This window comes from Maritimimonas rapanae (genome assembly GCF_057837205.1).
The window spans coordinates 973758-993574 of sequence record NZ_JBYQFI010000001.1 but is presented as its reverse complement, the minus strand read 5'-3'; the positions used below and the strand labels follow the sequence as shown (position 1 = coordinate 993574).

Sequence of the window (19817 nt, the reverse complement as noted above, 5' to 3'; positions counted from 1 at the left end):
CGCCAAAACTATTTAGGATAATAAATCGTCGTCGCTAGCTTCAGGTTTCGGATCACCAGCTGGTTCTCCTCCTCCATCTCCAGGTGCATTAGGATCGGCTTTATAATACTCATCAAAAATTTCTTTCATATCAATACCATAGCGTTCTGCGAAATTTTTCTGAATTTCGGCGTCCTTGTTTCTTATCTCTTTTAAGGCTTCAGCGTAACTTCCGTAAACTCCTTGCATCACTTTTTCATGAACAGGTATATTATCCATCATTTCTTGACGAGCTTTAGCACTTGCAGTATGCATCGCAGCTAATGTTTCACCAATGTGCTCATCAGTTTTTACACCTAAATGTTCTAAAATGGCTGCAAACTCTTGGTCTGTTCTAGCTTTTAAGGCTACTACATAACCATCATAATATTTTAGACGTTCATCGGTGTCAGATTTTAACTTCGCGCGATGTGTTTGTAGATTACTACGTAAAGAAGTAAGTACTTTTATCGTAAGATTATGTTTATGCACAAAACTATCTTTAGAAGCTGCTAAAGTTGTATAAGCATTTTTAAGGCCTTCTAACTCTTCAACTTTTTGTTCTAACTGTGTCACTTTTGCCAAAGCATCAGAGTATTCGGTTGATTGTTTATCTGCGACTTCTTCTAAAGCTTGGCGAGCTTGTTTTAACAGCGCATAGTTTTCTTCTAAATCAGCCTCCACTTCTTTTTTCTTTTCTAGCGCTTTGGTGTGATTATTACTTGCCTCTACAATAGCAGTTTTAAGACTCTCTTCTACTTCTTTAATTTCTAGTTCTCTATCTTTTAAACGCTTTATTGCAGCTTGACTTTTAAAAGATAATTCATTTAAAAGTGTTTGTACATCGGCTGTTTCAATACGTTGTTGAAACATTGCTTTTGCTTTATTGTCAGCAGCATCACGTTCTTTTTGCGCGTTTTTAAGCTCTTCTTCTGCTTTTCTAATCTTGCTTTTTCTTCCCCAAAGATTATTCCACCAAGTATCTGGTTTATTATTAGCATCTTCAAGTTCTACTTTCGCACGTTCTAAACGCTTAATAGCATCATCTATAACTTTTTGCTCTTCTGCATTTAAAGCGGAAAAACCTTCGAACATAATACCAACTTCGTCTTGGTAATCCGTCAAATCTTTAATGGCATCTAGTAAAGTAGTTCTATCTTTTTCCGCCATATCTACAACATTGTCTAATGTTGCATTTAGAATTTTCTGGCGACTTTCTGGGTCGTCTTCTTGTGCCAATTTAGATTTCATCTGGTCAATGGCCTTACCCCAATTAACATCTACCTTCTCAGTTTTTTCGTTGGAATTTGTTTCTAATAAATCAAAATCATCAGACATATTGCATTATGTGTTTTAAGTTGAACAATTTTTGGTTAAGCAATTTCGATAAAAAAATCAAATAATAAAACTGAATTGCTTTAAAATATAGGTATACATTTATAATAATTTGTTACAAAATTATTCTTTTGCATTTTGTATTTTAGCACAATTCAAAAACTACTTACACTTAATGGATATTAACTTCAATAAGAACGAAGATCATAATAAATTACTGGTTTCAGATTTACGTAAACGTTTAGCAAAAGTAAAGCTTGGCGGAGGCCAAAAACGTATCGATAAGCATCATGCTAAAGGTAAGATGACGGCAAGAGAACGTATCGATTTTTTATTGGATGACAAAAAATCTTCTATAGAAATTGGAGCTTTTGCTGGTGAAGATATGTACAAAGAGCATGGCGGTTGCCCGTCTGGTGGTGTAGTTGTTAAAATGGGTTATGTACAAGGCAAGCAATGTATTGTTGTTGCTAACGATGCTACTGTAAAAGCCGGCGCATGGTTTCCTATTACAGGTAAAAAAAATCTAAGAGCTCAAGAAATTGCGATTGAAAACAGGTTGCCAATTATTTATCTGGTTGATTCTGCAGGTGTTTATTTGCCAATGCAAGATGAAATTTTTCCTGATAAAGAACACTTTGGCCGTATTTTTAGAAATAATGCTGTAATGAGTAGCATGGGTATTACACAAATAGCTGCTGTCATGGGTAGTTGTGTAGCAGGCGGGGCCTACCTTCCTATTATGAGTGATGAAGCTTTGATTGTAGATAAGACAGGAAGTATTTTTCTTGCCGGAAGTTATCTAGTAAAAGCTGCTATCGGCGAAAGTATTGATAATGAAACTTTGGGTGGCGCAACTACACATTGTGAGATTTCTGGTGTTACAGATTATAAAGCTAAAGATGACAAGGATGCCTTGTCTACTATCCAAAATATTATAGGTAAAATTGGTGATTTTGAAAAAGCTGGGTATAATAGGACTGAAGCTCAGCGTCCGAAGCTAGACCCAAATGAAATATATGGTATACTTCCAAAAGCCAGACATGATCAGTATGACATGTACGAAATCATTAAGCGCTTGGTAGATAATTCAGAATTTGACGAATATAAAGCTGGTTATGGCCAGACCATTATAACAGCTTATGCTCGTATCGATGGTTGGGCTGTAGGGATAGTTGCTAATCAACGAAAAATTGTAAAAACTAAAAAAGGTGAAATGCAATTTGGTGGCGTAATTTATTCGGATTCAGCTGACAAAGCTACTCGATTCATAGCAAATTGTAACCAGAAAAAGATACCATTAATCTTTTTACAAGATGTAACTGGGTTTATGGTGGGCAGTAAATCAGAGCATGGAGGTATTATAAAAGATGGCGCTAAAATGGTAAATGCTGTTAGTAATTCGGTAGTACCAAAGTTTACGATTGTTATCGGAAATTCTTATGGTGCTGGTAATTATGCCATGTGCGGAAGGGCTTATGATCCGAGATTAATAGCTGCTTGGCCAAGTGCAGAATTAGCAGTAATGAGTGGTAATTCGGCTGCTAAAGTATTATTACAAATAGAAACTGCCTCTTTAAAAAAGAAAGGTGAAGAAATTACTAAAGAAAAAGAAGAAGAACTCTTCAATAAAATAAAGTCTCGATATGACTCACAAGTATCTCCGTATTATGCAGCTGCACGTATTTGGACAGACGGAGTTATAGATCCACTAGATACTAGAACTTGGATTTCTATGGGTATAGAAGCAGCTAACCACGCTCCTATTGAAAAACCATTTAATTTAGGTGTCTTACAGGTTTAATAATCCATAATAAATGAAAAAAATAGTATTCATATTTTTTTTAATGCTTTTTACTTTTTCATTCTCTCAAGAAAAAGAATCTCCTAAAAGAAAAGCAAAAAAATACGTAAGTATAGATTCATATAAGAAACGTTTCGATAAAGATTTTGTCTTTAATGAATCTACAGAATTTATTGTAAAAGATAATGATACCTTAATTCTTCTCTCCTCAGATTATAAAATAAATGGAATTGCTGTACCTTATGAACCAAAAGATTCTACATTTTTAGAAATCTATAAAGACATTGTTTACAAAAAATACTCCAAAGACACTCTTAAGAAAAGAAAGTTTTATATGAGGTTATGGAAAAAACCCATTAAAATTTATTTTAGTAATTCTGTTGCTGAGAGATACAAAAAAATAATAACCCGATTAGCTAATACAATTAATAAAGAGGTTGACTCATTAAAAATATCTTTTGTAAATGACTTAGAAGATTCTAACTATGTAGTTTATGAAGTTAATGAAAACAGCAAGTATAAATATTCTAAAAATCTTCCGAAAAATAAGTATATCGATTACTATAATTATTGGAAGAAAAGTAGGATTTATGATACAAAGCTTGAGATTAATACAACTAAATACAAAAACAAAACGGTTAATGTTAATTACTTAATACAATCATTTATAAAATCACTTGGGCATTTTAATACTAGCGATAAAGTTCCTTGTAAAAGTGTTTTTTCAAAATGCAACAGTGATAAAAAACGATTTAGAAAGGAAGATTTAGAGTTTTTAAAATACCATTATTCATACGGTATTTGCAAATTCACTGATTTAAATACTTTTGAAGAAAATCATAGTAAAGCAAAAGAAACTTTTCGAAAAACAGGAAGACATTTAAGATTTATTCATGAAAAATAAATAGTGAGTATATGGGAAGAGCATTCGAATTTAGAAAAGCACGAAAGATGAAACGTTGGTCAGCTATGGCTAAAACCTTTACACGTATAGGCAAAGACATTGTTATGGCCGTAAAAGAAGGTGGACCAAACCCTGATACAAATTCAAGACTTAGAGCGGTTATTCAAAATGCAAAGGCAGCTAATATGCCTAAAGACAATGTTGAACGTGCTATTAAAAAAGCTTCAGATAAAGACACCGCCAATTATAAAGAAACATTGTTTGAAGGATATGCTCCACACGGCATTGCTGTATTGGTTGAAACTGCAACAGATAATAATAATCGGACTGTAGCCAATGTGCGTGCAGCATTTAATAAATGTGATGGTACTTTAGGCACCTCGGGTTCTGTTGTATTTATGTTTGATCATACTTGTAATTTTACAGTTAAGAAAGAAGATATTGCCATTGATATGGAAGAATTAGAACTAGAATTAATTGATTTTGATGTTGAAGAAATCTTTGATGATGAAGAAGGGATTATCATCTATGCTCCATTTGAGCAATTTGGTGCCATTCAATCATTTTTTGAAGAAAATAATGTTGAAATTCTTTCTTCAGGATTCGAAAGAATACCTACTTCAACCAAAGCTCTTTCTGAAGATCAACAAGTAGATGTAGAAAAATTATTAGAAAAACTTGAAGAGGACGATGATGTGCAAAACGTCTACCACTCTATGGAAATGAATTAATGATGAATGCATCTTACTCTCTTGATCAGTTATCAAAAATTGCTAAAAAAATAATTGAATCAGTTTCCGGAAAAACACTTCTTTTTTATGGTGAAATGGGTGTTGGTAAGACTTCCCTTATTAAGGAACTAGTAAAACAATTAGACTCTGAAGACGTAGTTTCATCCCCTACTTTTTCCTTGGTTAATGAATATCATTCTCGTCAAGGTGAAACCTTTTATCATTTTGATTTTTATAGAATTGAAGATGAAAGTGAAGCTTTAGATATAGGTATAGAAGAATATTTTTATAGCAATAATTGGTGTTTAGTTGAGTGGCCAGAAAAAGTTAAAAATTTATTACCTTTAGATGCTGTTGCTATTCATTTATCGATTAATGAGGACGGAACACGTTCAATCACCATCAAATAACCAACTATGAGCAAAAAACAATTTTCACCTTTTAGTAAAGAAGAATTGTTACCTAAACCAGAAATGCTTGAAATAAAAAAGCAAAAAGGTGAATTGTTTATTGGTATTCCAAAAGAAACGCATTACCAAGAAAAACGCATCTGTTTAACACCTGATGCTGTAGCTGCTCTTACAAATCATGGTCATAGAATTGTAGTAGAGTCTGGTGCTGGAGATGGCACTAATTATACAGATAATGAATATTCTGAAGCTGGTGCTAAAATATCTTACAGTAGTGAGGAAGTATTTGGCTGTAATATTATTCTTAAAGTAGAGCCTCCTTCTTTGAAAGAGATCGAAATGATCAATCCGCAAAGTGTATTACTTTCTGCTTTACAGCTTAAAACTCAGAATAAAAAATATTTCGAAGCACTTGCTAAAAAACGCATTACTGCTATTGCTTTCGACTTTATTACTGATGAACACGGTGTTTATCCAGTTGTAAAATCATTGAGTGAAATTGCTGGTATATCTTCAGTTTTAATAGCTGCCGAATTAATGAGCAATTCTAATCAAGGTAATGGTTTATTATTCGGGAACATTGGTGGTGTACCGCCATCTGATGTTGTAATTTTAGGTGCTGGTACTGTAGGTGAATTTGCTGCACGTTCTGCAATGGGATTAGGTGCTCGTGTAAAAGTATTTGACAATTCGATTACAAAGCTTAGAAGACTTCAAGAGAGTTTACATCATCCTGTATATACATCTACTGTTCAACCTAAAACTTTACAAAAGGCGTTAATGCGCTGCGATGTGGCCATTGGAGCTATTCGTGGGAAGACACGAACACCTGTTGTTGTAAGTGAAGAAATGGTTGAGCAAATGAAAGACGGAGCTATTATAGTAGATGTTAGTATAGATAGCGGTGGTTGTTTTGAAACTTCAGAAATAACGACCCATAAAAAGCCAACTTTTACAAAACATGGTGTAATTCATTATTGTGTGCCAAACATCCCGTCTAGGTATGCCAGAACTGCCTCATTATCAATTAGTAATATTTTTACTCCTTACTTATTACATATTGCCGAAGAAGGTGGTGTAGAAAATGCCGCTAGATTCGATAAAAGTCTCAGAAAAGGAATGTATTTTTACCACGGAATTTTAACCAATAAAGCGATAGCAGATTGGTTTGGTCTTCCATTCAGAGATATTAATTTATTAATTATTTAATGAGTCTAAAACGTCGTTTTATTCTTTTCGGATTCGGTTTTTTTATAGGTATCGCTTTATTAATGTTTTTCCTTAACGGGAAAAATGCTTCATGTAACTATTTCCCGAATGCTAGGATGCTTGAAATACTAAGAAATAAGCATAGATCTTATACTGAAGAAGTACAGCAAATTATGAATACGCAGCAAATAGATTCTACAGAAATTGCTTATTTTTTAAGCGACGGCGATATTGATTTTTCGAAAAGTAAACCGCGCCAAGAACCTTGTCGTTATTATTGGATTGATGGTTTTATAAAAGAAAAAGCTTCTTCTATTTATGTAGAAAATTGTGATACGTTGGTAACCGTACAAAAAATTTATTTTGATCAAAAATAGATGAATAAACAAACTTTTAAGCTACCAGAAGACCAAGAATTTATTCAGTTAAATAACTTACTACAAGTATTACAAATAGCTCAAACTGGCGGGCACGCTAAAATTTTAATTCTAAATGAAGAAGTTATTGTAAATGATGAAACCGAGACCAGAGTTAGAAAAAAATTAAGAAAAGGCGATCAAATAAAAGTTGAGAAATATTTAATAGAAATAATATAATAATTATTTCTTTTTAACACGTACAGCATTCATTCCTTTAGCTCCTTTTTCTAGTTCAAAAGTCACTTTATCATTTTCAGCTATTTCATCTATTAAACCACTAACGTGCGTAAAATATTTTTGGTTGTTATCAATATCAGTTATAAAACCAAAACCTTTTGAAGAGTCAAAAAATGCAACCTTACCATTTCTAATCGGGTCTTCTTCTACTTCTTCTTTTGTATAGTCTAGATTAATAGTTTCAGCATCTACTTTTACTTTCATTGATGGATCTGGCGGAGTATCTGTAAGATTTCCATTATGATCTACATAAGCAAACGGAATACCTCCACCTTTTTCAGCTTTACGTGCTTCTTTTTTCTTTGCCTTTTCCTCTCTTTTTTTAAGGCGTTTTTTTTCTTTTTCTTTTTTATTAAATGTTTGTTGTGATCTTCCCATTCGTTTATTTAAAATTAATACTACAGCTTAAGAAAAATTGAGAGACTAAACGAATGCTCGAAAGAAGGTGAACTATTTAGCTTAAAATAGTCTTCAAACAAATGGATTAATTAACAAGGTAATTCTGTAAACTATCGCAAATATAAGATTTGTGCTCTTATTTCATAAATTCCTAAGCTTTATTTTTAGAATCATTAGAAATGAATAGCAGCAAAATTGACATTACAATAAGTAAAGTTCTTTGAATTAAAAGTTCTAAAAGATTTACTTTAAAGTCGTTAAGAATTCTTTGTATGTTCAGCACTTACCATCCATTGCACACCAAATTTATCTTTTAGACTACCAAATTTTCCTCCCCAAAAAACCTCAGCAAAAGGCATTTCTATTGTTCCTCCATCAGCGAGATTATTAAAAATAGTAACTGCTTCGTCTTCATCATCAACACTGACACTTAAATAATTATAATTTCCTTTCGTAACTGGAGCCATCATGGCATCTGATGCCAATAATTCTATCCCTCTGAATTGCATTGTAACATGCATAATTAGATTTTCATTTGATGGATTAGTATATTCTGGAGGACCATCTTTGTAACGCATTAATGTTACAAACTCACCATCAAAAACGTCTTTATAGTAGTTCATGGCTTCTTCACAATTACCATCGAACATTAGATAAGAATTTAATTTCATGACAAAATAGATTAAGATTTGTCTATGAAATTACAAATTATTTTAGATTAGAATAACTTTAATGGTTTCAACTAACCACTAATAATAACCTTTTTACTGTAGTTACGATTGTTCTTATTAATATTGTAGATATACACACCAGCTGTTAATTGCGGTAGCTGTTCTGAAATACTAATATCATGCTGACCCGGTTCTAATACATCACTAAATAACATCCCTGTTTTTTGTCCTAGAACATTAAAAAGTGAAATTTCATAACTATCTTCAAAATTATTATTTATACGTATGGCAACATTCCCTTGATCGTAAATAGGCATATGTTCAAAGTTTTCACGGATAAGATAATCATGATTTGTAACACCACTTGTACAGGTAAAGCCTAGATCAATAGGTGTGTAAGGCCTTGGAATTGATTGATTAATAACAGCAGGGTCAATACATAACCATTGCTCCATTACAGTTCCATATACATTAATATAATCTTGGGTATATCGTAAATTTCCTCCTCTAGTAAGGTTGCTCATACTAGGATGGTCACCCACAAAACCACTACCGTTTAATGAGGGACCAAATAATAACATTGGAGCTGCAGTACCGTGGTCGGTTCCATTTGAGCCGTTTTCTCGTACTCTTCTCCCAAATTCTGAAAAAGTCATCGTTAGAACATCATTATCTCTACCACTTGGTTCAAGATCACGATAAAAAGCCATAATAGATTGAGAAATATCGGTCAATAACTCTTGATGCCTTTCTGGTTGATTTGCATGCGTATCAAATCCGTTAATATTTACCATATATACGCAAGTACCCATACCTGCTTTAATGGTTCTAGAAATGACAGCTAAAGACCTCCCTAAGTTGGTGTCAGGAAATTCTATAGTATTCGTTTGTGAATTATATGCATTCTGAATTACTTCCGAATATTTTAATGTTGCATTTAATACACCTCGTACAAATCGAAGTTGTGATCCTTTAGTACAATCTGGCACATCGGCAACATTGAATAGTTCTCCAGTTGATGCAATTTGCAATAGCTGACGTGTATTAGCCACAGTCAATCCGTAATTAGTTTCACTACCACTAAGAATAATATCACCAACTCCACCAATTTGAAGAGCTGGAGGAGCTTCTGGTAAATTTAAAAGATAATCAGGATAAATGCTTTCAAAATAACGACCATAAACACCTGTTTCGACTAGTTCATCATCTGTACCTCTAGACATATTATCTGTACCTGTAAAGTGCGAAAGATTCTGATTTTCATAACCAGTACCATGTACTACTTTTATACATCCTCCTTCCCAAATAGGTTCCATATAGTCACGTAAATAACCTGGTACACCAAAATCTTCAGACAGTTTATACATATCTGCTAAATCATGACGTAATGTAGGTCTATAATTAGCGTAACGATCATAATCATATATAGGAACAATTGTATTTAATCCGTCATTACCACCTTGGAGTCTTACGATCAATAATACTCTCCCTGATTCAGAATTACCCAAAGCGTTAGATAATGGTGTTGGTTGCCCAAAGGCCATTGGTATGCCGCCCATCATTAATGTAGCACCTGCTCCACCCAGCCCTAAGGTTTGCATAAAGGAACGTCTATTCCACTTTTTATGATCATCTGTATTACAGTGTGCATGTAAATCTTTAGGTGTACACATAAAATCTTATTTAAGTTGATAATCTGGTAAGGTGACTATATATTCTAAAAGATCACGTACTTGTAACGGTACACCTTCAAAACTTAAGGTCCATATATTTTGTTCAAAATAATTGGATGGAACCCTACTTTTAAAAATATCTATACCAGTATTGTAATCATCTTGCGTATATGGTATTTCTACCAATAATGACTCAAAAATAACCGTGGCTACAAAATCGGCATCATTACTATCACCAGATAGATCTCTGGCAAATTGTCGAAACTGCTCTTCATTCTGTTGCCAAGCCCAATACAAAACATCTTTACATAAATAAGCTTGTCTAAATGTAATTGTACCAGAGTTGATCCAGTTTCTATCGCCTGGCCACCCAAAAACAGTTGGAGGGTTTAAAATATTTTGATCGAAAGCACTTGCAACATTTTTAATCGATTCTTTATTCATATCATAACTACCAAAATCTAATCCTGTGGTAGTAATAAACTGAATTATAAGATCTAAAGGACTTTTAATTATAGTATTTCTAGCTTTTTCATCATAAAAATGTTCACTCTTAAACAATGTTCGAAGAACTGGAGCAATCTCAAAATTATTTGTTACGAAAATAGCAGCTAAAGGATTGATAATATTTTGATGTATCTGATCATCAACTTCGGGGCTCACAAAATTGACATATATCTTTTCACAGATATACCTTGCAATTAATTGTGTTCTTTCATTAAATACTAAATCGATAACATCATCATAACCCCAATTGCCAGTTTGGCCAAAAATAGTTTTATCGTTGGCGTCAAAATTATCTACATTAAAAAGTATTGATGAGTTTTCTCCATTAGCATAATCATTATATCCTGTTAACGCGCGTGACGTTTCAACAATATCTTCTTCTGTATATCCATTTCCCTCACCTAAAGTAAAAAGTTCATATAACTCCCTAGCATAGTTTTCGTTAGGGCTTACAGCTGTACTTTCAAATCCATTTAAAAACTTAAGCATGGCGTTATCTAAACCCATTTCGCTAACAAAAGTTTTGAAATTACCTAAACTATTTCTTTGCAATGCCTGAAAATATCTGAATGCGTAACCAGCAAATTCATATTCATTAACTCTTGTCACAAAATGATTATGCCAAAACAAAGTTAATCTACCTCTAATACCATTGTCGATTAGTTCTTTTATGAAAATATATTGAGTTTCATCTACAAATAGATCGTTTTCATCCTCATTATATGTAAATCCGTTTGCTGGATAATCTGCAGGGTCTAGAGGTGCCCAAGCTGGTTCAACTGTGGGCAATAATGCTATAGCATTATTAATAAGTTGATCTACATAAGCTTCTGGTGACATTGATAAAGCATTAGCTATCAAAGATGATTCAATACCAAAGCCTAATCTATTGTGCAAATGTCTAACCTTTATAGCGTCCCAAGGATTAGAGGCTGTAGGTACATAAATATTTAGTGGGGAGGTATTACATGATACTAAGTTATTGATCATTTATTTACCTTTTAATCTAATGATAACGAGTATACCATTAGTTATATTGTTAAAACGAATGTAGTTTTTGATTCTAAAGAAAATCTAAAGCAGTTTATAGCTATTCTATTGAACTATAACGTTCTAAAATCTTATCAACATTTTTAATAGACTTTTTACACCATTCTAATAGAATTGTATTTTTCTCTTCATTGGTTAATTGCCAGTTTATATCAGATTTACGTAAACGTGAAGTAACGTTATTTAAAATAATTGCAGTAGCAACAGATATATTTAGGCTCTCTGTAAAGCCAACCATCGGTATCTTCAAATAGCCATCTGCCTGGCTCATAATATCTTTAGACACTCCTTCTTTTTCCACACCCATAACAAAAGCTGATTTTTTAGCTATATCAAAGTCTTCTAATAAGCAAGAATTATTATGTGGTGTTGTAGCAATTATTTGATAACCTTTCTTCCGTAAAGAATCAACGCACACCTGATTATTATATTCTAATTGATTGTAATAATGAAAATCTAACCATTTATGTGCTCCTTTAGCTACTTGATTAGAAACATAACTGTTATACTTATTTTCTATAATATGTATATCTTGTAATCCAAACACATCACAACTTCTCACAACAGCACTTGTATTATGTTTTTGATATATATCTTCTAAAACTACCGTAAAATGACGAGTGCGCAGACTTAATACCTTCTCGAAAGTGGCATTTCTACTTTCTGTTAAAAAGGATTGCAAATATTTTAAAAGCTTTAAATCAGTCACAAAAAATATTTTTAGTAAAAATAGAATAAAGTAAATTAGCTAAAAATAGGTTAACAAAAAGATTTCTATTTTCATGGGAAATAATTATGAAGAAAAAAATTGTAGTTCTTACTGGCGCAGGTATGAGTGCTGAAAGTGGTGTTAGTACCTTTCGGGATGCTGGTGGGCTTTGGGAAGGTCATGATGTAATGGAAGTTGCTTCACCTGAAGGTTTTGCCGCTAATCCTGAACTTGTTTTAGATTTTTATAATCAACGACGTAGGCAATTATTTCAAGTTGAACCCAATACAGCTCATTTAGCGTTAGCAAAGTTAGAGGATAGTTACAGTGTAACAGTAGTTACTCAAAATGTAGATGATCTACATGAACGTGCTGGAAGTACTGAAGTATTGCATTTACACGGTGAACTATTAAAAGCCCGTAGCACAAAAAATGAATATTTAGTTTTCGATTGGAAAAAAGATATAGTTTTAGGCGACCTAGCAAAAGATGGTGCTCAAATACGACCACATATAGTTTGGTTTGGCGAAGCCGTACCCATGCTTGAAAAAGCAATAGAAATTACTACTCAAGCAGATATACTTTTAATTATAGGCACATCTATGCAAGTTTATCCTGCTGCAAGTTTGGTACATTATGCAAGACCAAATACACCCATTTATTTTATTGATCCAAAACCTTCAGTTTCCGAACATAACTTTAATAATTTGACAATTATTCCCGAAAAGGCTACTGTAGGTATGAAAACATTAATTAATCAGTATTTGAATGGATAAGGAAGATTTTATAAAACTCTTGTCTAAAGAAACACGTAGACATCAAGACAAATTAATGCTTTTTGATGCCGGGTTTCAAAATCAAGCCCTATTTGCGTATTCAATTAATGCGATGTTTAAGAACGAATTACATTATGCGTCTTTAACAGCAAGGGTTGTTGAATTAGCTTGTAAAAAAAACTTAAAACTAATAATACAACATATTGACACTTTTAGCAGCTCGTTGAACACAATAAAAGATGAAGCGATAATACGTTCATCAGCTAAAATAATTGAGTTAATTTGTGTTGAAATATATATTAAATTTAATCCTATATACACCAATGTCATTACAAATAAACATTTAGATCAATTTATTGAAGCATGTTTTGATTGGATGATAAGTGATAAAGCAACTGCAATACAAGCACATTCTATGTATTCTTTGTATTTACTAGGTGATCAGTTTGATTGGATACACCCTGAACTAGTTCAAATAATTGATAAAAGTTTACCTATAGGGAGCACAGGTTATAAAAACAGAGGTAAGAAAATAATTTCGGCTATACAGAATAAAACCTTACTTAAGCTTTATTAGAAATTAATAACTGTAAACTTTCAAATAGTTTGCCATCAGAAATTACACTACCTTTTTCAACTAGGTCAAATAATTCTTGATTGCGCTCTTTACTATATTTTTTCTGCCCTTTAAGAAACTCTACCGATTTATCATTGGTATTATCAATAAACCAATTATAATCTTCTTCTTTAAAAAAATCGAAATCTGGTTTACTCACTTGAACCACTATTCTAGAAATCGATTTTTCGTCACACTTAAACAGATTGATATTTTGCTGAGAAAAATGTTCTAGGTATTTAGTTTTAGTTAAAGCATCATCCCATACCACATCACTAAATAAATTCAATTCTTCTTCCGCCATTTCTGGTTTACTAGCTTTAATCTCATTCCATTCGTTTACATCTATCTGCTGTGTTGCTAAAAATTGTGCAAACTCTTTATGCAAGGCTTCAAACTGTTCTTTACTTAATTGTCTATACTTCATCCTCTAAAATATTGTAATAAAAAAACTCAACTAAAAAAGTTGAGTTTTGGGTGGAAGATGGGGCTCGAACCCACGACCCTCGGTACCACAAACCGATGCTCTAACCAACTGAGCTACAACCACCATGTGCTTTCGCGGATGCAAATATAATCTATTTAGAAATTTTGACAAATAAAAAATAAAATTATTGTCGCTACCACAGTGCTTATAATTATTTTTGTCGTTCTAAACTCAAATTGAATGAATAAGGTCACTCATTTTATATATGATTATTTAATTAAAGTAGGTGTTAATGAAACTAGCGCCAAATACCTAAATATGATTGCGTTACTAGCAATTAGTTTATTAATAATTTTTATAATAGATTATATTGTTAGAAGAGTTTTAAGAGGTATATCTTCTAGAATAGCCAAAAGATCAAAAACCAATTTTGATGATATACTAATCACTAATAAAGTACCTAGAAATTTTGCACATATTATTCCTCTGATCTTAGCTTTAGAGTTAGTTCCTATTATTTTTAAGGATTTTGATTATGCTGAAAACATTATTGAAAAAGGATTAGAAATATTTGGTATTATATTGACTTTATGGATCGTTAGAAGCATACTTCATTCTATAAAAGATTACTTAAAAACTTTACCAAATTTAAAAGATAAACCCATAGCAAGTTATATACAGGTGTTTATGATTTTTGCTTGGGTAGCAGGCTTAATATTAATTTTCGCAGTTATAACTGGGCAATCATTTTTAAAGTTTTTTACAGCCTTAGGTGCAGCCTCAGCAATTATAATCTTAGTTTTTAGAGATACTATCTTAGGGTTTGTAGCTAGTATACAAGTATCTATAAACGATATGGTGCGCATTGGTGATTGGATTACATTCGAGAAATACGGTGCTGATGGTGATGTTATAGAAATTACGTTGGCTACGGTAAAAGTTCAGAATTTTGATAAAACAATTACGACCATACCAACATATGCATTGATTTCAGATTCGTTTAAGAACTGGCGAGGTATGACAAATTCTCAAGGGCGTAGAATTAAACGTTCATTAAATATTAAAATGAATAGTATTAAATACTTATCTGAAAACGAAATAGAAAATTTAAAAGGAATTGAATTAATTTCTGAATATTTAGTGTCTCGGCAAGATAAAATTAAAGCATATAATTCTGAAAATAATATTGATAAATCTTTGCTTCTAAATGGCAGAAATTTAACCAACATTGGTGTATTTAGAAAATATGCAGAGGCTTATATTAATAATCATTCTGCAATTAATAAAGAAATGATGATTATGGTACGACAGTTAGCACCAACAACGCAAGGATTGCCCATTGAAATCTATGCTTTTAGTGCCGATAAACGTTGGGAAAGTTACGAATATATTATGGCTGATGTATTTGATCATATATTAGCCGCTGTTAAGTACTTTGATTTGGAGATTTTTGAATTACCAACTAAAATTGAAGCTTAAAAGAAATACAGTGTCAATTAAATTTTGTCAGTTTAAGTGCTAAATCTAAAATTTGGTGTATCTAAAACAAAAAAAAATTAATTATTTATAAACTTCTCAGTACAAAATTCTTACAGAATTTCACTCGAAATGACGGAGTCAGAAAATAATCAACTATATCAATTTATCAAGATTGTCAACAGCCACATGACGCTCTGCTGTAAAACCTTCTGCTGCCTTTACCCCTATTAATCGACCAAGATCTTGAGCACGATATTTTATACTATCTAAAAAGTTTTTACTAGAAATAGGAGAAGATGGCTCATTGCTTTTAGGATCATAAAATTGCGAACTATACGCTTGTACAGCTTCCATTTTTTTATCGATAAAACCAGAAACATCTACTACAAAATCTGGTTCTAGATTCTTCCATTGAATGTAATGATAAACATGTTTAGGTCGCCAATGTTTTTGTTGCTTACCATCTAATTCTGTTTCTATACGTCTTAATCCTGATAAAAAACAAGCATCACTAACTAGTTTACTTCCTTTACCGTGATCTATATGTCTATCTTCAATAGCATTACACAAAACAATAGCGGGCCGGTATTTGCGAATTATTTTTATGACTTCTAACTGATGTTCTTTATCGTTTGCAAAAAATCCATCCGCGAAAGCTAAATTCTCTCGCACAGCTACTCCTAAAATTTCAGCCGCAGCCGCTGCTTCTTTATCTCGAATTTCAGCTGAACCACGAGTTCCCAATTCACCACGAGTAAGATCTAAAATTCCAACTTTTTTACCTAATGAAATTTCTTTAGAAAGTGTAGCCGCACAGCCCAATTCTACATCGTCTGGGTGAGAGCCTACGGCCAATATATCTAGTTTCATAAAATTCAATTTGCAATCCAAATATATACTATTTTTATGGTATAGATTAAGGCAAATGTTTGAACACTTTTTTCAATGCCCATCTTGTTGGGAAACTATTTCTATGCTGTTAGATAGTTCTATCAATCAAACTAGTTATATCGAAGATTGTGAGATTTGCTGTAGGCCTATACAAATAACATATACCTTTGAAAAAACTATTCTTGAAAGCTTTTCTGCTGAAGATATTGAGCAATAAAGGATTACTACTTGTTATACTTCATGTGAAATTCTAAGTCGTCTTTATCTACAACTTTAAATCCGCTACGCAAGTACAAAAATTTTGCAGGGTTCCGTTTTAATACTTTTAGCTTTACTTCTTTATTTTCTGATTTAGCTCTTTCAACGGTTTGTTCGATTAGATGCTTACCTATTCCTTCACCTTGAAACTCAGGCAAAATTTGAATTTGTGAAATTTCCAAGCTATCGTCATCATTAATAAGCTTAAGCATACCCACTTTTTGATCAGAATACATTACCAAAAAAGAATTATCAAATTGATGATCTATTCTAGATAAATGCTCTTCTTTAGAGAGATATACTCCCGCTTTTTTTAAATGCTCAGACATAGTTTGCATTCTAAGATCATACAAAAAATCTACGTCTTCTTTTTGCGCTTTAACTAATTCTAAATTCATATCTTTTTTATTGCTTGTTCTATATCTTCTATTAAATCGTTCACATCTTCTATCCCTACAGAAAAACGAATCAACTGATCGCTAATACCAATTTCTGCTCGTTGCTCTTTACTTAACAAAGCATGTGAAGCCATAGATGGAAAAATCAATGTTGACTCTACACCCGCTAGACTCATTGATGGTTTAATTAACTGTAAAGAATTTTTAAATTTAAGTGCATCTATACTTTTATCTAGTTCAAATGCTAACATACCTCCAAAACCATTCATTTGTTCTTTTGCTATTATATGATTTTTATGATTTGGCAAACCAGGATAAAAAACTTTAGCAATGTTAGTATGCTGTTCTAAATATTCTGCTAAAGCTTGAGCATTCTTATTATGTTGTGCCATGCGTATACCAAGCGTTTTAATACTACGCTCTAAGAGATAACACATAAAATCACTTAAATTACCTCCAAGGTTTTTAGATTTTTTCCAAATTTTATCAATATTTTCTACCGTTGAAGCAACAGCACCAGCAGAAATATCACTATGACCTCCTAAATACTTCGTTGCAGAATGTAACACAATATCTACACCAAAATCGATAGGATTTAAGTTTACAGGTGATGCAAATGTATTATCGATAATCGATAGTAAATTGTGCTTCTTTGCTAAATCAGCTACTGCTTGTACATCGGTTATTGTAAGTAATGGATTCGATGGTGTTTCAAAGTAAATAGCCTTTGTGTTTTCTTGAATCTTAGCTTCAAAATCTAAAATATCAACACCATCAGTAAATGAATATTCAATATCCATTTTATCGAATTCGGCAACAATAAAATTAAAAGTACCACCGTAAATCTCGTTTTGTAAAACTATATGATCTCCTTTTTGTAAAAAAGTCAATAAAGTAGTACTAATGGCGGCCATACCAGAAGCAAAAGGTAAAGCTGCTTCGGCATGTTCTAAAGCTGCAATCTTTACAGCTACAGCTTCTTGATTTGGGGTATTAAAATAACGAGGATAGCGTTTTTTCTCTACGTTCATATATGGATACGAACTCGCCATAAAAATTGGCGATACAGAACCGTCAAACTGCTCATCTTTAATTCCGCCTATATGCGTGCAAACAGTATTTAATCCTAACTTTTTCTTTGTCATTCTTTAGTTTAAGAAGTTTCTAATTTACTAAACATAAACGAATATTCTTAGTCTTAAAAATAAATGTGACTTTTTAAAAATTAAGTGTCATATAAGTGCAAACAGAAATTTGTAGTGTCTTTAAGACATTGCTCTTAGTTAGTTGTTAGACGGTGAAACCATAATAGGTTGATATATTAAGAAGGGTAAGTCAACCATGATAAATTATAATAACCGTCTTTTAAGAAGACCCGAGGCACTTGCTTCGGGTCTTTACTTTTTAAACTTTAACTTCTTTCCATTTCCCTTTTCTAAACCATATTATTCCAATGATTGCCAAGAGCGCTTCTGCTAATACTACTGCCAGGAATACACCCAAAACACCCACTTCAAAATAAATAGCTACTAAATAAGCAAATGGTATTTGGAACAGCCAAAAGGCAATAAAGTTTATCAAAGTTGGAGTTTTGGTATCTCCAGAACCGTTAAAAGCCTGTATTACGACCATTCCGTAAGCATAGAAAACATAACCAGCAGCTATCACCTGTAATGCTAAAGCGCCAGATTTTACAACACTTGTCTCATCACTAAACCACGATAATATCTCTGGTGCAAACACTAGGTAAATTATAGAAACTAGTACCATAAAAATGGCATTATATTTACCCGTAATCCAAACAGATTTTTCTGCTCGTTCTGGTTTGCCTGCTCCTAAATTCTGTCCTACCAACGTGGCTGCAGCATTACTCATCCCCCAAGAAGGCATAAAGGTGAACATCATTACACGGATAGCAATAGTATATCCTGCCAATACTTCACTACCGAATTCTGACATAATACGCATTAAAAATACCCAGCTAGATGTACCAATAATAAATTGTCCTATACCACCAAGGGAAACTTTTATTAAATTGATCATTACAGCAGCACGAAGTACCAGATCTTTAAAAGCAATTTTAATTTTACCCCAACCATAAAACAAAATACCTAGCTGAAATAAAACCGCTGAACCTCTACCAATGGTTGTGGCTATAGCTGCCCCTTTAACACCAAACTCTGGTACAGGGCCAAAACCAAAAATAAAAATAGGGTCAAGAATAATGTTCAAACCGTTAGAAACAACGAGTGTCCACATGGCTATAGAAGCATCACCTGCACCTCGAAAGATTGCATTGATCAAGAATAATAGCATAATGGTAACATTACCACCTAATAATATTTGTGTATAGCCATAACCTTCTGCAATAAGGTCTGGTTCACCACCCATTAATCGTAGAATGTCTTTTGCGTAAAAAATACCTATAAAACTTACAATTATAGAGATAGCAACTCCTAAAAAGATCACCTGAACAGCAGCCTGATTAGCACCTTTTATATCTTGTTCACCTACTCTACGTGCAACAATAGCTGTTGCTGCCATACTTAAACCAATGGCAACTGCATATACTAAAGTTAACACCGACTCTGTAAGGCCAATAGTAGCTACAGCATTGGTGCTTACTCTAGAAACATAAATAATATCTACCAGCGCAAAAATAGACTCCATGAGCATTTCTAAAATCATGGGTATCGATAACATAAATACCGCTTTACGGATGCTACCAGAAGTAAAATTTTGCTCTTTACCTTTTACAGCTTGCCAGAAATAATGAAAGAATTTTTTAAATGTATTTGTATTTGAGGATGTCATGATTGTATTGATTGTATATAGAAATTGAAATAGTAATACTATCTCTTTTAACAGGAACAAATTCCGCACACTATTAGTGGGG

The 19817-nt window shown here is 32.7% G+C and carries 22 protein-coding genes and 1 tRNA gene; 11 read left to right on the top strand and 12 right to left on the bottom strand.

Features of this window, described 5'->3' with window-relative positions; genetic code table 11:
• Positions 1–12: 12 nt before the first annotated feature.
• Positions 13–1356, bottom strand: a complete 1344-nt coding sequence (locus AC3IF2_RS04760) for an Atg14 domain-containing protein (RefSeq protein ID WP_489165903.1) — start codon at positions 1354–1356, stop codon at positions 13–15.
• A 172-nt stretch (positions 1357–1528) separates the two neighbouring features.
• On the opposite strand from AC3IF2_RS04760, the gene AC3IF2_RS04755 reads away from it, so the two are divergent.
• Genes AC3IF2_RS04755 through AC3IF2_RS04725 form a run of 7 tightly spaced genes read left to right on the top strand, consistent with a single transcriptional unit; the run spans position 1529 to position 7007 of the window.
• Positions 1529–3157 carry an acyl-CoA carboxylase subunit beta gene (locus AC3IF2_RS04755; protein WP_489165902.1) on the top strand — a complete coding sequence of 543 codons (1629 nt, stop codon included), beginning with the start codon at positions 1529–1531 and terminating at the stop codon, positions 3155–3157.
• Between the two features lie 13 nt (positions 3158–3170).
• Complete coding sequence (locus tag AC3IF2_RS04750; protein WP_489165901.1) at positions 3171–4061, top strand: hypothetical protein; 891 nt, start codon at positions 3171–3173, stop codon at positions 4059–4061.
• Between the two features lie 11 nt (positions 4062–4072).
• Positions 4073–4792, top strand: a complete 720-nt coding sequence (locus AC3IF2_RS04745; protein ID WP_489165900.1) for a YebC/PmpR family DNA-binding transcriptional regulator — start codon at positions 4073–4075, stop codon at positions 4790–4792.
• The gene (tsaE, locus tag AC3IF2_RS04740; protein WP_489165898.1) at positions 4792–5202 is read left to right on the top strand and encodes a tRNA (adenosine(37)-N6)-threonylcarbamoyltransferase complex ATPase subunit type 1 TsaE; all 411 of its coding nucleotides are present in this window, start codon (positions 4792–4794) and stop codon (positions 5200–5202) included. The genes AC3IF2_RS04745 and tsaE overlap by 1 nt, the downstream gene beginning before the upstream one ends.
• A gap of 6 nt (positions 5203–5208) precedes the next feature.
• Positions 5209–6411, top strand: coding sequence for an alanine dehydrogenase (locus AC3IF2_RS04735; RefSeq protein WP_489165897.1), 1203 nt, complete (start codon positions 5209–5211; stop codon positions 6409–6411).
• On the top strand, positions 6411–6788 hold the full coding sequence (locus AC3IF2_RS04730) for a hypothetical protein (protein ID WP_489165896.1): 378 nt from the start codon (positions 6411–6413) through the stop codon (positions 6786–6788). Before AC3IF2_RS04735 ends, AC3IF2_RS04730 begins: the two co-directional genes overlap by 1 nt.
• The gene (locus AC3IF2_RS04725) at positions 6789–7007 is read left to right on the top strand and encodes an RNA-binding S4 domain-containing protein (protein WP_489165895.1); all 219 of its coding nucleotides are present in this window, start codon (positions 6789–6791) and stop codon (positions 7005–7007) included. It begins immediately after the preceding gene.
• Positions 7008–7010: 3 nt separating this feature from the next.
• Here AC3IF2_RS04725 and AC3IF2_RS04720 read toward each other — a convergent pair whose 3' ends face one another.
• The 5 genes from AC3IF2_RS04720 to AC3IF2_RS04700 form a co-directional block, all read right to left on the bottom strand.
• Positions 7011–7445 carry a cold-shock protein gene (locus AC3IF2_RS04720; RefSeq protein WP_489165894.1) on the bottom strand — a complete coding sequence of 145 codons (435 nt, stop codon included), beginning with the start codon at positions 7443–7445 and terminating at the stop codon, positions 7011–7013.
• A 278-nt stretch (positions 7446–7723) separates the two neighbouring features.
• Positions 7724–8137, bottom strand: coding sequence for a VOC family protein (locus tag AC3IF2_RS04715; protein WP_489165893.1), 414 nt, complete (start codon positions 8135–8137; stop codon positions 7724–7726).
• Between the two features lie 71 nt (positions 8138–8208).
• Positions 8209–9810 carry a DUF1501 domain-containing protein gene (locus tag AC3IF2_RS04710; protein WP_489165892.1) on the bottom strand — a complete coding sequence of 534 codons (1602 nt, stop codon included), beginning with the start codon at positions 9808–9810 and terminating at the stop codon, positions 8209–8211.
• A 6-nt stretch (positions 9811–9816) separates the two neighbouring features.
• Positions 9817–11307 (bottom strand): DUF1800 domain-containing protein, encoded by a 1491-nt coding sequence (locus tag AC3IF2_RS04705; protein WP_489165891.1) that lies wholly within the window; start codon positions 11305–11307, stop codon positions 9817–9819.
• Between the two features lie 100 nt (positions 11308–11407).
• Complete coding sequence (locus tag AC3IF2_RS04700) at positions 11408–12076, bottom strand: TrmH family RNA methyltransferase (RefSeq protein WP_489165890.1); 669 nt, start codon at positions 12074–12076, stop codon at positions 11408–11410.
• A gap of 86 nt (positions 12077–12162) precedes the next feature.
• Between AC3IF2_RS04700 and AC3IF2_RS04695 the strand changes: the two genes are divergently transcribed.
• Both AC3IF2_RS04695 and AC3IF2_RS04690 read left to right on the top strand, forming a co-directional pair.
• Positions 12163–12852 (top strand): SIR2 family NAD-dependent protein deacylase, encoded by a 690-nt coding sequence (locus AC3IF2_RS04695; RefSeq protein ID WP_489165889.1) that lies wholly within the window; start codon positions 12163–12165, stop codon positions 12850–12852.
• Complete coding sequence (locus tag AC3IF2_RS04690; protein WP_489165888.1) at positions 12845–13429, top strand: hypothetical protein; 585 nt, start codon at positions 12845–12847, stop codon at positions 13427–13429. The genes AC3IF2_RS04695 and AC3IF2_RS04690 overlap by 8 nt, the downstream gene beginning before the upstream one ends.
• Here the strand turns inward: AC3IF2_RS04690 and AC3IF2_RS04685 are convergent.
• Together AC3IF2_RS04685 and AC3IF2_RS04680 are read right to left on the bottom strand one after the other, a co-directional pair.
• Complete coding sequence (locus AC3IF2_RS04685) at positions 13416–13895, bottom strand: DUF6495 family protein (RefSeq protein WP_489165887.1); 480 nt, start codon at positions 13893–13895, stop codon at positions 13416–13418. The genes AC3IF2_RS04690 and AC3IF2_RS04685 overlap by 14 nt on opposite strands.
• Positions 13896–13943: 48 nt before the next feature.
• Positions 13944–14019: transfer RNA gene (locus AC3IF2_RS04680), tRNA-His, on the bottom strand.
• Positions 14020–14135: 116 nt separating this feature from the next.
• Here AC3IF2_RS04680 and AC3IF2_RS04675 point away from each other — a divergent pair.
• Entirely contained in the window at positions 14136–15374 is a 1239-nt protein-coding gene (locus tag AC3IF2_RS04675) for a mechanosensitive ion channel family protein (protein ID WP_489165886.1), read from the top strand.
• Positions 15375–15527: 153 nt separating this feature from the next.
• Here AC3IF2_RS04675 and bshB1 read toward each other — a convergent pair whose 3' ends face one another.
• Complete coding sequence (gene bshB1 / locus AC3IF2_RS04670; RefSeq protein ID WP_489165885.1) at positions 15528–16244, bottom strand: bacillithiol biosynthesis deacetylase BshB1; 717 nt, start codon at positions 16242–16244, stop codon at positions 15528–15530.
• A 55-nt stretch (positions 16245–16299) separates the two neighbouring features.
• On the opposite strand from bshB1, the gene AC3IF2_RS04665 reads away from it, so the two are divergent.
• Positions 16300–16482 carry a zinc ribbon domain-containing protein gene (locus AC3IF2_RS04665; protein WP_489165884.1) on the top strand — a complete coding sequence of 61 codons (183 nt, stop codon included), beginning with the start codon at positions 16300–16302 and terminating at the stop codon, positions 16480–16482.
• 7 nt (positions 16483–16489) lie between these two features.
• Here AC3IF2_RS04665 and AC3IF2_RS04660 read toward each other — a convergent pair whose 3' ends face one another.
• From AC3IF2_RS04660 to AC3IF2_RS04650, 3 genes are all read right to left on the bottom strand, one after another.
• Entirely contained in the window at positions 16490–16921 is a 432-nt protein-coding gene (locus AC3IF2_RS04660; protein ID WP_489165883.1) for a GNAT family N-acetyltransferase, read from the bottom strand.
• Positions 16918–18066, bottom strand: a complete 1149-nt coding sequence (locus AC3IF2_RS04655; RefSeq protein ID WP_489165882.1) for a trans-sulfuration enzyme family protein — start codon at positions 18064–18066, stop codon at positions 16918–16920. The genes AC3IF2_RS04660 and AC3IF2_RS04655 overlap by 4 nt, the downstream gene beginning before the upstream one ends.
• Positions 18067–18325: 259 nt before the next feature.
• Entirely contained in the window at positions 18326–19735 is a 1410-nt protein-coding gene (locus AC3IF2_RS04650; RefSeq protein ID WP_489165881.1) for an MATE family efflux transporter, read from the bottom strand.
• Positions 19736–19817: the final 82 nt, after the last annotated feature.